Here is a 12,654-nt window from a genome sequence, read left to right on the forward strand (position 1 = left end):
TATTCGAATATTACATTCAATGTCTTTCGAATTTGTAAATTCGAAAGACTGCTTACAGAACATGAAGATTAGTCTTAAAATGATAGAACAGGTCGAAAGATCTAGAATAGTCATGTGCATTCGACATTTTTCATATATTGTATTTCTTTGTCAATATAAGGTACGATTAATGTATATATTCTGATTTGTTTTGACAGGAAGGAATGGAGCCCTGCTCTATGATTCGACTGCTGAAAGAAATCCGGCTCGTGATGTATTTCTTCCAATGGGTGTTATTATTGTCCTTTTTCTTTTTTTATTTGGACGCACCTAATTGGAACTATCACTTTTTGACTAGCTTTCTGATCGTGTGCACTCTCTATTTGGTTATTCTTTGCTTTGCATTTCCACGAAGAGCTTGGTTCTTGCTCGGATTGGTAGACATGGCAATTGCCCTGTTTTTTATCGTCCAGACGGGCAAATGGAGCAGTCCGTTTATGCTCTATGTGTACACAACGATGCTCTGGCTCATGGTAGTTTTGCGGCTGGAGCAGGTGCTTTTGATTGTGGTTCTGTTTTTGCTCGCCGCCTCTCTGCTCCCGGAAATCCATACCTTCACCATGATCCTTCCCCAGACAAGACTCAACCAGCTTCGCTTGATTCTCGACATTACCATTTGGGTCACTGTTATTTTTGTTTCTCTCGCGTTACTGAGAATGATGAAAAAGCTGTACAAGAAATGTTTTCATGTCTATATGTTTCTAAGAAAGACTGCATCGGATTCCACCTTTCATCTATGCGCAGCTACAGAGCAGTTGATTCGACGCATGTTCAGAGCTGAGCAGGCATATTTGTGCCTCTACCATGAGCAGGATGCAGAGGGGGATTGGAAAAGAGAGTATTTTCTTGGAACACTGCTTGATGAGGGAGCACAGGAATGGGAACGATTTTCGGTTCATGTGCTGGATGATTACACGGGTCGGGAAGATACGTATGCATGCATGCCGATGCGATTGGACAATGAGGCATGGGGCTGCCTGATCTTTTCGATTCCGCCCAAAAGCTCTATAGACCGGGTCGATCTATTGCTGCTGAAAAGCGTGTCCGCGATTGTTTGTCATCAGGGGAAGCAAAACCGCGCACGCTACGAGCTGGCACAGTCCCTGCACAAGGAGATGCGGAAAAAGCTGGCTCAGGACATGCACGATGGTTTGGCGCAGCAACTGTTCTTTTTGTCAGCGCAACTCTATGGATTAAAGCGGTCGCTCCCCGTAGAAGTGACGGAGAAACTGACAGATCGATTAGAACAGATCGAGGAGCGAATTAAGTGGTGTCATGGTGAAGTTCGGAATACCATTTCCCATTTGCGAGAGTTTCGCGAATCAGAGCAAATAGCGGAGGCAATCGAGCAACTGCTTGGGCGGATGACGGTGGGAACCGATCTGCAAATACGCTTTACCGCAAAAGGGCGCGTGATGGATGAGGAGTTCCCGGTACAAGATGCCATCTATAGGATGGTCGAGGAAGCGACTGCCAATGCAGTGAAGCACGCGCAGGCCAAATGCTTAACCGTCTCGGTAGAAGCATCATCGTTGCAAGTGAAGGTACGGGTGAAGGATGATGGCATCGGCTTTTTGCCGGAAGAAAAGGAAAGCGTAGTGACGTATGGGGTGATGGGGATGAGAGAAAGGATTTTGCAAGTGGGAGGAACCTTTCAGATCCGTTCCAAGCCCGATGAAGGAACAGAGGTCCTGGCAATCATACCGCGAAAAGGAGTGGAGATGTTTGGATAGTGTAAGGCTGCTGTTGGTCGATGATCATCGGATTGTGCGTGAAGGGCTGAAAATGATTCTGGAGAGCTCCCCTCGCTATCTTGTTGTTGATGAGGCGAGCGATGGAGACGAGCTGCTGACAAAAGCGCTTGCACTTGCGCCTGACTTGATTGTCTCTGATTTGAAAATGCCAGGGGCTTCCGTCATTGATAGCTGCAAGGTGTTAAAGGAGCAGTTGCCTGACATCAAAGTCCTGATCCTTACCGCTTTTGACGAAAGTGAGGATGTATTTCGCGCACTGGAATCAAATGTGGACGGCTACATCATGAAAGACACGGTACCAGAGCAAATCTTGAATACGATGGACATGGTCATGATGGGATACTCTTGCTTCCAGTCTAAGATTCAACAAAAAAAGAAAGAAAAATCAGACGTCACCTTTACTGATCGCGAACAGGAAATTTTTCAATTGATCGTCGATAACTTGAGTAATTCAGAAATCGCGCAGCACTTGTACATCTCAGAGGCAACCGTCAAGACACACGTCAGCAGCATTTTGCGTAAAACAGGACAACCGAACCGCTCACAGGCCGTTCTGTACGCACTAAAAAAGGGTCTCGTCAAGGTACCACGTTAACAGAAGCCTGCCCATACGTGGAAAAACGGTGAAGAGGGTTATCAATGAAACTGCGAAAAAGAAACAGAAACCACAGAGGTTACTTGGCGGATGCCATGTTTTACTGGATTTCGATTCTGGTTAGCATGAATGCATTGATGGCTGTAATCTTACACGCCTTGGGCATTGTCATGTCCACTTGGGCAGGGATGGCTGGTTTGATGGTTTGTGCTGCTGTGGGATGGACAGTCTACGTCCTGCACAAGCGCTACTTGCTGCAGGAGACAAATTCGTTTCATGCCTCCGCCTTTCTAGGTGTTTCTCTATTGCTGTTTTTGAGTCTGTACAATCCCCAACAGTTTACAAACATGTGGTTTGTCTTCTTGCTCTTTCCCATTTTTCTCAGCTTTTTTTACGATAAAGTCCTGCTTTTGGTCTGGGGGGCAGTCAGCTATTTGCTGTATGCCTTGTCACTGGGGTTGGAGCATAGCAACGCCCTCAGCTTGGATATTTTTTTTCATCTCACGGTGGCTGGAGCTAGCGCCATTTGTGCTTGGACGTGTTATTGTACCTTGAACAGGCATATGGGGGAATCGAGGCGAGCATCAGAGGAGTACAATCGAGAGTATGCGATCACTCTGCTCAACACACTTGTTCCAATCGTAGAGCGAAAAACGCAGACCAGCAGCAAGGAAATTGAGCAAATGAGCAGATTGATGAAACGGATGCTTCGCGAATTTCCGCAGGAGAAGATAACGGATTGGGAAATCAAACTTCTGTCTTTGCTGCATTATGTGAGTCGGATCAAATGGCCGGACTATGTGTTTGAAACCGATGAAAAGCTGACGATGTTCGAATATCAGGTTATTCAGGAGCATTGCCGTTTCGGTCGAGAGATGTTTGGTGAGGAGCCTGCTTTTGGACGCGTAGTTCGCGCACTGCAAGATCATCACGAGCGGTATGACGGCAGTGGGTATCCAGATAAGCTGAAAGGAAATGACGTTTCCCTTTTGCCTCAAATATTGGGAATTGTAGAGTGCTTCCTGGCGATGACCACGCCGCGTGCCTATCGGGAAACGATCACGTTGGAGGAGGCTTTTGAAGAAATTTGTTCAATGGCTGGTACCGCTTACGATGAAAGGGTAGTACGCGCGTTTGCGACCGCGGTCCAAATCCATTCTCTTACAAAGGTATCCAACTCCTCTTTCAAGGTGGGGTGAATCTCATCCTGATAGCTAGACGGAAATGACCCTGATCCCCGATGTACGAAATGTGCCTATATGGTTAGAGTGGAGTAGTGGAGGGGGAGGTCGATGATGCAAAAACGGTGTAAGCACTGTAAAAAGCATTCATACAGTAGCGGTGATTGGTACCGATGGCTGTGCCCGTACTGTGGCAAAGATATTACGAAGCAAAAAGCCACTCCAGCCAGACTACGGGTTGTCTATGTACGTCCCCTCGTACCTCAACGCTTACAACCATTACATTCACCCGATGAAGATACAGCTTGATAAAAAACTGCCCTCGAGGCAGTTTTTTTATTCCCTCATCCTTCAGTATGAGATGCGGTCATACTAGACGCTAAAAATCTTCCTCCTGTTGAGATGCGGTAGTCCTTCCGGTGGAGGAAGATAAGGAATGGCCAACTACGTACAATGAACAAAAGAGGTGATCGGAGTGGGTATTCTCGTAGTAAAGCGTGTGGGAACGGTATTGCTTGTGTTGTTTATCTTACTCAATCTCTTTCTCTATGCGAGTAGCCGCTGGAACTCCGATGGTATGCCCGGAATTGGAGGTTGGAGGGTGCTTTCTGTTTTGACAGGGAGTATGGCCCCCGCTATTAATACCGGAGACATGGTCATTGTCACCCGATATTCGAACGATGTACCACGAGCAGGAGATGTTGTTACTTACTGGAGGGATGATCAGTTTCATTCCTTGATTACACATCGCGTGATGCAACGGTTGGAAAATGGTTATCTGCAAACAAAGGGCGATGCCAACCTGGAGACGGATGGAGGCTGGACGGATCCGAATCGTTTGGTGGGGAAGGTAGTGTTTACAATACCGTTTGCTGCTTATGTTCAACAATTGATAAAAGAGCCATTGTCAATGTTAGTCATTTTTACGGGTTTTTTCGTGTATATCATCTATTCACAGCGTCGACCAAAAAACAGACCAGATTCGATGCAGACCGATACGATTGAGGGGGAACTGTCATGAAGTGGGAGCAAACGAAAAATTGGCCGTGGAAGCGCATCTTGTTTGGAACGCTTGTCATCAGCTCGATTGCAGCTAGCACAAGCTTTGGGACATACGCTTACTTCACCAGTCAGGTAGGAACGGGTACTACCTTTGCAGTAGGAAGGCTTGAGATTAGCCTAGGGCAAAGCATGGCAGCATTTCAGTCAAAAACGGATCAACCATTTTTGCCAGGAGTACGCGTCGATAAGACGCTCAGTATTGAAAACAAGAGTGATGTACCTGTGAAGTATGCCTTGCTAGCGGAAAAAGAAGCAGGCGACGATATCGTGTACGATCAGTTGGTAACAGAGATCAGAAGAGGCAGCGATGATCAGCTACTCTATCACGGACGGATCAGTACGTTAACGCAGGCAAATGTAGTCATTCCCGACTTGGAAAAGGGAGCGCATGATCAGTTGCTTTTTACCGTATACCTGCCGGAGAGCACAGGAAACGAAGTACAAGAGAAATCGGCTGAAGTCAATTTTGGCTTTCTCGCCACTCAACAAGAAAATGGAGATTACTTTGCGCAAAGTGGTCCAGTCATGACGTTTACACCGAGCGATTTAAGCGGGACGGCCTTGCTTGAGACGATGAAGCTGGCAAATAGAGTGGAAAAAGAGGAATCGGCAAAGCGAGCCGATGGAGATTCAAACAAAGGGATGACCTTTATCCTAGCAGCAGGAAGCTATGAACTGAGCGGTTTGGATTTGCCGAAAAATATTACGTGGAAGGCGGCACCTGGTCAGGAAGGAAAGGTAATCATCCATGCTGACGAGCTGGAGGTTAGGGATGCCTCGTTTGAAGGAATCCGATTCGAGGGGAACGGGACAGGCTTGTTGGTCGGCTCCAATGTCAGCTTCCGAAATTGCATTTTTGACGGTTATGAAGTAGCGATTCAGACCCAGTCAGGCAATCAGAATGACAGTCAAACGGAGGACCAAACGGATAAAGGGAACTTCCTCGAAGGGCTGACGGTAAAAGAAAGCACCTTTGAGGGAGGGAATCAGGGGATTGTGCTCGATCAAACAATCAAGGCCGTGATGGTGGACAACAATAAATTTAGTGGCGTAGAGCACGCGGTTGTTATTGCCAACAACAAAGAGACACAAGTCCAGATTGTCGACAACGATTTTACCAAAGTCAGCAAATACGCCGTGGAAAGCAACGGAGTCCAGGTAGGTGATGGAATTGATGGATTCAAGGAGATTGCGGCAGAAAATGACGAGACGAAGAAGCTTGCTCTCCATCTGCATAAGGCAGACTTGTACCTCGAAAACAACAAGTATGAGAAATGAAGACGGTAAGCGGCCCAGAACACGCCAAAGATCGGGGGGGAGCTGGGCTTCGTTACGGGATCAGGTGATCGGATGCGTCTTTTTGGTTGGAGTCGCTCTCTCCTTGTGGAGCCCTACGAACACATACAGTTGGATGTGGCAGGAGGCCAAAGATTCCGGTCACGAATTTATCGTCGGTCTACTTGACATTTCAAAGAGCAGCTTTGGAAGTGAGTGGCAGGTTGTGCAAGGCGGTAACCGGGTGATTGACTTGTCTCGTATGATTCCGGGCGATTCTCGTCAGATAAGAGCGACACTCTCCAATGGGGCGAGTGATCTGGATTTTTTCTATAAAGTTGTGGCTCGAGTCAAGGATTCCACAAAGCCAGGGGCTGCGCAAAAGCTGGAAGAAGTCTTGCGCATACGTATAGAGGAAGGTAAGGACAAAATCTACGATGGCCTAGTGCGCGAGCTGCATCAGGAGCAGCCGGGTCTTGTTCATGTCAACGGGACTGACAACGTTTTCCATGAGGAGGAGACAGATAAAGTGTTTTGGATCACGGTATATCTCCCTGAGGAAGGCGTCGATCACACCTTTCAGTCCCTCGGTGGGGAGCTAGAGCTGCGCTTTTTAGCGAAGCAAGCGACGGAGGATGCGATCTATGCGGAGTAAGGGGGGATGGACTTGAAAAGACTGGCGATCGGATTGATAGCGGTCACCCTTGGGCTGAATATCGTTCCTTTGAATGGAACACTCTCTTTTCTAACAAGTGAAAAAAAACAGGTATCTGCTGTTTCTACTGGTACGAATGAAGATGTCTTTGTAACGGAGACGGAACAGATTGTTTTGAAAACAAAGGTAGCTAAACGAGTAAAGGTGAAGCGTACCAAAAACGCTGATGGAAGTTCTTCCGAGACGACGGAGAGTAGGACTTCCATAGAAGAAGGCGTCCAACGAATTTCTTTTGTTCCGCAGCGTGATCATCTGAATTTGGGCGTGGAGAATATAACCGTTACAGGGTTGTCCGAGGGAGAAATAACGATTGAGCAGGTCGAAAAGATGGAGGCGGAGAAAGGGATTGTCTTTCGGATTGCTCACAATCGGCAGATGGTAGATAGAAAAACCAAGACAGAAAAAGGCGAGCTTCATGTTACGGCACTTGGAGGTTTTTATTCGTTTACCATTCCGATAATTGTTCGTACAACCTATAGCAGTTCAACGGACATAAGTGAAGAAGGTCCGTCCGGTCAATCACCGCAGCCAGACGGTACGCCAGAACCTTCTGCACCCACTGAACCTTCTGCACCGCCGCCTGCAGACACAGATCACCAAGCAGGCTCATCAGGGGATGCAGTCGAAAGGGAACCTGTAGTGCAGGAGGAATCAGAAGAGCAATCCTCCTCTCAGGACGCGACAGAGACGACGACGTCCACAGATGGAAAAGTGGATGCAAAGGCAGGAGAAGAAGCGCCGACTTCTGTGGAAACACAGGATTAACGATCCTACATAAGAGATCCCAAGCTTACCCAGTGAGAGTAGGGTTGCGGGGGTCCTTTTTTTGTTAACGCAAACTCATACTTCAGTATGAGGGCTTTCCCACCTGGTGGAGGAAGTTAGCGTCATACAAAATTCGTACAATAAAATCATGGAATAGAACAAGAAAGCGAGGAATGAATAAGTGAACATGCTAAAAAAAGGTCTATCGCTATTAACTACCCTTTTTCTCGTTCTTGTCATTGCTCTTACGGCCTTTCTTTTCATTGGAAAAATGAATGGTGGAAAAACAACTTTGTTTGGAAATGAGATCATGGTCGTATTAAGCGGCTCGATGGCTCCAACCTTTAATACGGGAAGTATCGTGGCGGTGAAACCAATGAAATTTGAGGAGGTCAAGAAGGGAGACATTGTCACGTTTAAAAATGAAGACAACTTGACTGTAACGCATCGGGTAATGGAGATCAATAACGGCAAGCTGATCACAAAAGGGGATGCCAATAACGGAAATGACTCCATTCCAGTAACAGCAGACCGGTTAATCGGGCAAGTCCAGTACTCGGTACCCTTCATCGGATACCTGATTGACTTCATCCAATCTAAAGTAGGAATGCTTGTCTTCCTTGGTATTCCTGGTATTTACTTAATCGTAAGTCAAATCTGGAAGTTATTTAAGCTGATGAAGGAAGCGGAAGCGCCAGCAAACTGACTAGCAAACGGAAATCTCGGTCCTTGTGATCGGGATTTTTTTACTAGAGATAAGTCTCATACTCAAGTATGAGGTAGGATAGCAGGTTGTTGTAGAGAGAGTTCATCCCTATCATCTTCCTTTTTCACCCTGATGCAGGAAGTTGGAATGGTTCGAAATCAGTAAGATAAGAAGTGTAAGGCACATCAAAAACGGTGCCAAGAACGAAAATAAAAACGATGCAGGAGGAATGGAATCATGAATTTGAAAAAACAATTTGCGTTAACACTGGCTTCTGTGGGCTTGGGTGCAGCACTGATCGGCGGAGGTACATTTGCATACTTCAGTGACCAGGAAGAAGCTAACAATACCTTCGCAGCGGGTACGCTAGATTTGGCTGTTAATCCAGAAGTAGTCTTTGACGTAGCGAACATGAAGCCAGGTGACTGGGCAGACAGATGGTACAATATTACAAATAGTGGTTCGCTCGATATTAAAAATGTGTATTTGACAACTAGTTATGGTGTGACTGACGCAAATAATAACAATGGAAACGAAGATTTAGGGAAGCACATGGTGGTAGAGCTCATGGATAACTTTGAGCAGGGCAAGCGTGTTATCCTGCGGGAAACTATCTATGACCTAAGTCAGAAACAGGGAACGGATCGTCCTGATCTACTCAAAGCTTACAATGAAGCAACGGGTCAATCACTGGCTAGTGATGAAGTGAACAATATCGCTGTTCGAATTATTTTTGTAGATAACGGAGAAGATCAAAATATTTTCCAAGGCGATGGTTTGCAAATGAAATGGACGTTTGACGCTACCCAAACAGCAGGTGAACATATCAATCAATAAGGCGTATATGACGAAGGTGAGGTTCTCTCACCTTCGTTTTACTAATAAAGGGAGATGACCTATGAAAAACTGGAGAAAACAACTGATGCTTTCCTTTCGTTGCAATGGGATTCGGAAGCATTCTTGTTAGTGGAGCCACTTTTCTTTATCTCAGTGACAAAGAAGTTGTCAATAATACATTTGCCACGGGGACACAGGGCTTGACGTTAGGGAGTACGGTTCATTTGGATATAAAGGACGTAAAGCCTGGCGATGATATCATTCATTATTTTACCATTACGAACAGCGGGTCATTGGATATGGCAAAAGTACTGTTACATACCAATTATACAGTCCTCGATTCCATGGGGAACAATGGTACAGAAGATTTTGGCGAGCACTTATTTATGGAATTTTTAACTCCCGACGGTCAGATTATTTTGCAAAATCAATCCCTGGCAGATCTTAAAAAAAGGACGGACAGCGGGGAGTCGCCAGACATTTCGGGATTTAATACGAATCGGATGAATTTGCGGGTGGGAGAAGCAAAGATTATCGCAATGAGGTTTCACTTTAACGATAATGATCAAGATCAAAACATTTTTCAAGGGGATCAGATTACACTCCATTGGAATCTGGAAGCGGTACAGGGAATTGGAAACGTTCATCAATAAAGAGAGCACGTAACTCATTAAGTGAGATACGTGCTTTCTTATTGGTTGAGGAGGGCTAGTTGATCGTTGAAAGCTGGAGTGCTTAATTAGGAGTTACCAATATTTTCTCATTTACCCCTATAAAAAAGATGTGGTAATTTTTTGGGAGCCAAAACTTCTCACAAAGGGAGTGCGGGGGACGATTTTCTTCGCAAGATCATTAGATCTGCGATTGGGGTGAAACGCGTATGCGTAGGGTTGACTCCTCAACCCGAACCCGACAACTAACCTCGCAGGCAGTTGAAAGGAGAAAAAATGAAAAAGCGGTTCAAGGCAAAATCTTTTGTAATGATGGCGTTAGGCTTGTGCTTGGCAGCGATCTCTACACCAGCATTCGCTGCTTCCTACCAGATTAAGAAAGACGACACATTTTACCTGATTTCCAAACGGTTCAACGTGCCATTGGAATCGGTCCAGAAGGCAAATCCTGGGGTGGACCCACAGAATCTGCGACTGGGGCAGAACATCCAGGTGCCCGTAGCCAATCATGTAAAAACAACAGCTGGTCAACCTCGCTCTTATAGCAAAATGATTAAAGCTGTGGCAACCGCCTATACTGGTTCAGCGGAGGAAAACGGCGGATGGGCTGGGGTGGATTACTTCGGAAATCCACTCAAAGTAGGTACGATCGCAGTCGACCCGGCCGTGATTCCACTTGGCTCCACCGTATACATCACCGGGTACAAGCATGGCTCCCTTCCTGCAAAAGGCATGATCGCCAAAGCAACCGACATCGGCGGAGCAATTAAAAATGCTCGGGTGGACATTTATGTGCCTGGTAGTGACGCTAGCGACTTTGGAACGCAAAATGTTCAGGTTTATGTGCTGAAGTAATCGAAAGGATTACTGCATACATACGGACGAATGTATGTAAGGAAAAAAGCTCGATTTTAAAAGAACTGAGACTGCCGTAATCTACGGCAGTCCCAGTTCTTTTTTTATCGGTGCACAGGCGTTCTTATGAGATCACAGAGGACACTACAGCCTTCTTCAATGCCTGCTCCAAATCGCCAATAATATCATCAATCGCCTCTGTCCCAATCGACAGCCTGATCAACCCCGGAGTCACACCTGCCGCTGCCTGCTCTTCTTCATTCATCTGCTGGTGCGTAGTACTCGCAGGATGGATGACCAGCGACTTGGAATCGCCTACGTTTGCCAGATGGGAGAACAGCTTCACGGATTCGATCAAGGCCTTGCCTTCCTTCACGCCGCCGCGAATGCCAAAGGTAAGAATGGCGCCTGCACCTTTTGGCAAATATTTCCCCGCCAGTGCATGGTTAGCGTCTCCCTCGAGGCCAGGATAGCTGACCCATTCAACTGCTGGATGACTCGCAAGGTATTGTGCAACTGCCAGCGCGTTCTGGCTATGGCGCTCCATACGCAGGTGCAGCGTTTCGAGCCCTTGCAGGAACAAGAAGGAGTTGATCGGTGCTACTGCAGCTCCGATATCGCGTTGGAGCTGGACGCGCGCTTTAATGATATAAGCCAGAGGGCCGACTGCCTCTGTATAAACGACGCCATGATAGCTCGGGTCTGGAGTCGTCAAGCCAGGGAATTTTCCATTGTTCCAGTCGAATTTACCGGAGTCTACGATGATGCCGCCAATCGCTGTTCCGTGTCCACCGATGAATTTGGTAGTGGAGTGGACGATAATATCAGCGCCGTGTTCAAATGGACGGCACAAAATAGGGCTGGCAAAGGTGTTGTCGACGATCAGCGGAACGCCGTTTTCATGAGCAATGTCGGCAATTGCTTGCAGATCGGCGACGTTAATGCGCGGATTGCCAATTGTTTCGCAAAAGAGTGCTTTCGTCTTCTCGTTGATAGCAGCACGGAAGTTCTCTGGGTTGGACTGGTCCACAAAGTGAACTTTAATGCCGAGACGCGGGAGGGTATGGGCAAACAAATTGTACGTGCCGCCATAAAGACTGCTGGACGCTACGATTTCATCTCCTGCGTGAGCGATGTTGAGAATGGAAAAGGTAATGGCAGCTTGACCAGAGGAGGTAGCCAGCGCGCCAACGCCACCTTCAAGGAGGGCTACGCGTTTTTCAAAAACATCTTGTGTCGGATTCATGATCCGGGTATAGATGTTGCCCAATTCTTTAAGTGCAAACAAATTGGCTGCGTGTTCTGTATCGCGGAACACATAAGAGGTCGTCTGGTAAATAGGAACAGCACGCGAGCCCGTTACAGGGTCAACCTCTTGTCCTCCGTGTACTGCGAGTGTTTCCGGCTTCCATTGTTGTTGATCCGACATGATCATCTCTCCCTTTTTCTATGGTAGAATGAAGACAAATAAAAACGGAGCATTCTCCTGAGAAGAAGAAGGCTCCGGTCATACGCGGGCTTGCACTCATCTCTCAGAATCTATTGATTCTGCAGGAATTGGCACCGCGCATCGCTTGACGCTGGTTGCCGGGTTTCATAGGGCCTGTCCCTCCACCGCTCTTGATGAAAAAGTGTGTAAGTTATTGTTGTCATAATTGTATGAAAAACATTGCTTTGCTGTCAATTATAATTATTAGTTATCGGGGTGGATTTTGAGGATATTTACGTACCTGACGACAGGAGGAATGAAATTGCAGGATGAATCGACGAATCAGAAAAAGCTGGCGCTAAGAATCGCATGGATCATTCCCAATGTTTTCTGTTACGCGCTCGTCATCTACTTTGGCTTTTATGTGATAGACAATGCGAGTGAACTAAAGGAAATCAATGAATTTGGCAAGTGGGTATTCATGCTCTTTTGCCTTCTGCTGGCTTCGCTGTACGGATCTTTTCGCATTTTTACGTGGATCAGGGCAGGGAAAATATAAAAGTGGGATTACAGCGAGAGCGATCCTTTGGGCGATCTGAAGAAGCCCCCTCCTATGGCGTTCTGGGTGACGAGTAAACGACAGAACGGTGGAACAGTAAAAGTCGCTAGTTAAATAGAAAGAAACCCCATAATGTTTGGGGTTTCAAAGGCAATGGGGAGAGCAATCGACTGCTCTCCTTTTTGACGCTTTTTAACTAATTCCGAAAGAA

General features: G+C 46.6%; 13 protein-coding genes and 2 riboswitches. Of the genes, 12 read left to right on the top strand and 1 reads right to left on the bottom strand.

Annotated elements, in window-relative coordinates:
- The first annotated feature begins 218 nt into the window (after positions 1–218).
- The 11 genes from ACIFQN_RS14135 (at position 219) to ACIFQN_RS14185 (ending at position 10,455) form a co-directional block, all read left to right on the top strand.
- Entirely contained in the window at positions 219–1,772 is a 1,554-nt protein-coding gene (locus ACIFQN_RS14135) for a GAF domain-containing sensor histidine kinase (RefSeq protein WP_429833667.1), read from the top strand.
- Complete coding sequence (locus ACIFQN_RS14140) at positions 1,765–2,388, top strand: response regulator (RefSeq protein ID WP_429833668.1); 624 nt, start codon at positions 1,765–1,767, stop codon at positions 2,386–2,388. Before ACIFQN_RS14135 ends, ACIFQN_RS14140 begins: the two co-directional genes overlap by 8 nt.
- A gap of 44 nt (positions 2,389–2,432) precedes the next feature.
- Complete coding sequence (locus tag ACIFQN_RS14145; protein WP_429833669.1) at positions 2,433–3,587, top strand: HD domain-containing phosphohydrolase; 1,155 nt, start codon at positions 2,433–2,435, stop codon at positions 3,585–3,587.
- 457 nt (positions 3,588–4,044) lie between these two features.
- Positions 4,045–4,590 (top strand): signal peptidase I, encoded by a 546-nt coding sequence (locus ACIFQN_RS14150; protein WP_429833670.1) that lies wholly within the window; start codon positions 4,045–4,047, stop codon positions 4,588–4,590.
- The gene (locus ACIFQN_RS14155; protein WP_429833671.1) at positions 4,587–5,909 is read left to right on the top strand and encodes a right-handed parallel beta-helix repeat-containing protein; all 1,323 of its coding nucleotides are present in this window, start codon (positions 4,587–4,589) and stop codon (positions 5,907–5,909) included. The genes ACIFQN_RS14150 and ACIFQN_RS14155 overlap by 4 nt, the downstream gene beginning before the upstream one ends.
- Positions 5,910–6,012: 103 nt before the next feature.
- The gene (locus tag ACIFQN_RS14160) at positions 6,013–6,561 is read left to right on the top strand and encodes a hypothetical protein (protein WP_429833672.1); all 549 of its coding nucleotides are present in this window, start codon (positions 6,013–6,015) and stop codon (positions 6,559–6,561) included.
- 12 nt (positions 6,562–6,573) lie between these two features.
- A complete protein-coding gene (locus ACIFQN_RS14165) occupies positions 6,574–7,386 on the top strand; it encodes a hypothetical protein (RefSeq protein ID WP_429833673.1) in 813 nt (270 codons plus the stop codon).
- A gap of 187 nt (positions 7,387–7,573) precedes the next feature.
- Complete coding sequence (locus ACIFQN_RS14170) at positions 7,574–8,092, top strand: signal peptidase I (protein ID WP_429833686.1); 519 nt, start codon at positions 7,574–7,576, stop codon at positions 8,090–8,092.
- A gap of 237 nt (positions 8,093–8,329) precedes the next feature.
- Positions 8,330–8,929, top strand: a complete 600-nt coding sequence (locus tag ACIFQN_RS14175) for a TasA family protein (protein WP_429833674.1) — start codon at positions 8,330–8,332, stop codon at positions 8,927–8,929.
- Between the two features lie 104 nt (positions 8,930–9,033).
- The gene (locus tag ACIFQN_RS14180; RefSeq protein ID WP_429833675.1) at positions 9,034–9,582 is read left to right on the top strand and encodes a TasA family protein; all 549 of its coding nucleotides are present in this window, start codon (positions 9,034–9,036) and stop codon (positions 9,580–9,582) included.
- Positions 9,583–9,718: 136 nt separating this feature from the next.
- Positions 9,719–9,875: riboswitch (cyclic di-AMP (ydaO/yuaA leader) on the top strand.
- A 1-nt stretch (position 9,876) separates the two neighbouring features.
- A complete protein-coding gene (locus tag ACIFQN_RS14185; protein ID WP_429833676.1) occupies positions 9,877–10,455 on the top strand; it encodes a 3D domain-containing protein in 579 nt (192 codons plus the stop codon).
- Positions 10,456–10,579: 124 nt separating this feature from the next.
- Here ACIFQN_RS14185 and ACIFQN_RS14190 read toward each other — a convergent pair whose 3' ends face one another.
- Positions 10,580–11,884 carry a homocysteine synthase gene (locus ACIFQN_RS14190; protein WP_429833677.1) on the bottom strand — a complete coding sequence of 435 codons (1,305 nt, stop codon included), beginning with the start codon at positions 11,882–11,884 and terminating at the stop codon, positions 10,580–10,582.
- 93 nt (positions 11,885–11,977) lie between these two features.
- Positions 11,978–12,085: riboswitch (SAM riboswitch) on the bottom strand.
- A gap of 115 nt (positions 12,086–12,200) precedes the next feature.
- Here ACIFQN_RS14190 and ACIFQN_RS14195 point away from each other — a divergent pair.
- Positions 12,201–12,443, top strand: a complete 243-nt coding sequence (locus ACIFQN_RS14195) for a hypothetical protein (protein WP_429833678.1) — start codon at positions 12,201–12,203, stop codon at positions 12,441–12,443.
- The last annotated feature ends 211 nt before the right edge of the window (positions 12,444–12,654 follow it).

Source organism: Brevibacillus sp. NRS-1366 (assembly GCF_050467985.1).

What these genes read in the sequence shown, in the direction of transcription:
- ACIFQN_RS14135 (WP_429833667.1), top strand. Translation starts at nt 219, where the DNA reads ATGATTCGACTGCTGAAAGAAATCCGGCTCGTGATGTATTTCTTCCAA.
- ACIFQN_RS14145 (WP_429833669.1), top strand. Translation starts at nt 2,433, where the DNA reads ATGAAACTGCGAAAAAGAAACAGAAACCACAGAGGTTACTTGGCGGAT.
- ACIFQN_RS14155 (WP_429833671.1), top strand. Translation starts at nt 4,587, where the DNA reads ATGAAGTGGGAGCAAACGAAAAATTGGCCGTGGAAGCGCATCTTGTTT.
- ACIFQN_RS14170 (WP_429833686.1), top strand. Translation starts at nt 7,574, where the DNA reads ATGCTAAAAAAAGGTCTATCGCTATTAACTACCCTTTTTCTCGTTCTT.
- ACIFQN_RS14175 (WP_429833674.1), top strand. Translation starts at nt 8,330, where the DNA reads ATGAATTTGAAAAAACAATTTGCGTTAACACTGGCTTCTGTGGGCTTG.
- ACIFQN_RS14180 (WP_429833675.1), top strand. Translation starts at nt 9,034, where the DNA reads ATGGGATTCGGAAGCATTCTTGTTAGTGGAGCCACTTTTCTTTATCTC.
- ACIFQN_RS14185 (WP_429833676.1), top strand. Translation starts at nt 9,877, where the DNA reads ATGAAAAAGCGGTTCAAGGCAAAATCTTTTGTAATGATGGCGTTAGGC.
- ACIFQN_RS14190 (WP_429833677.1), bottom strand. Translation starts at nt 11,884, where the DNA reads ATGTCGGATCAACAACAATGGAAGCCGGAAACACTCGCAGTACACGGA.
- ACIFQN_RS14195 (WP_429833678.1), top strand. Translation starts at nt 12,201, where the DNA reads ATGAAATTGCAGGATGAATCGACGAATCAGAAAAAGCTGGCGCTAAGA.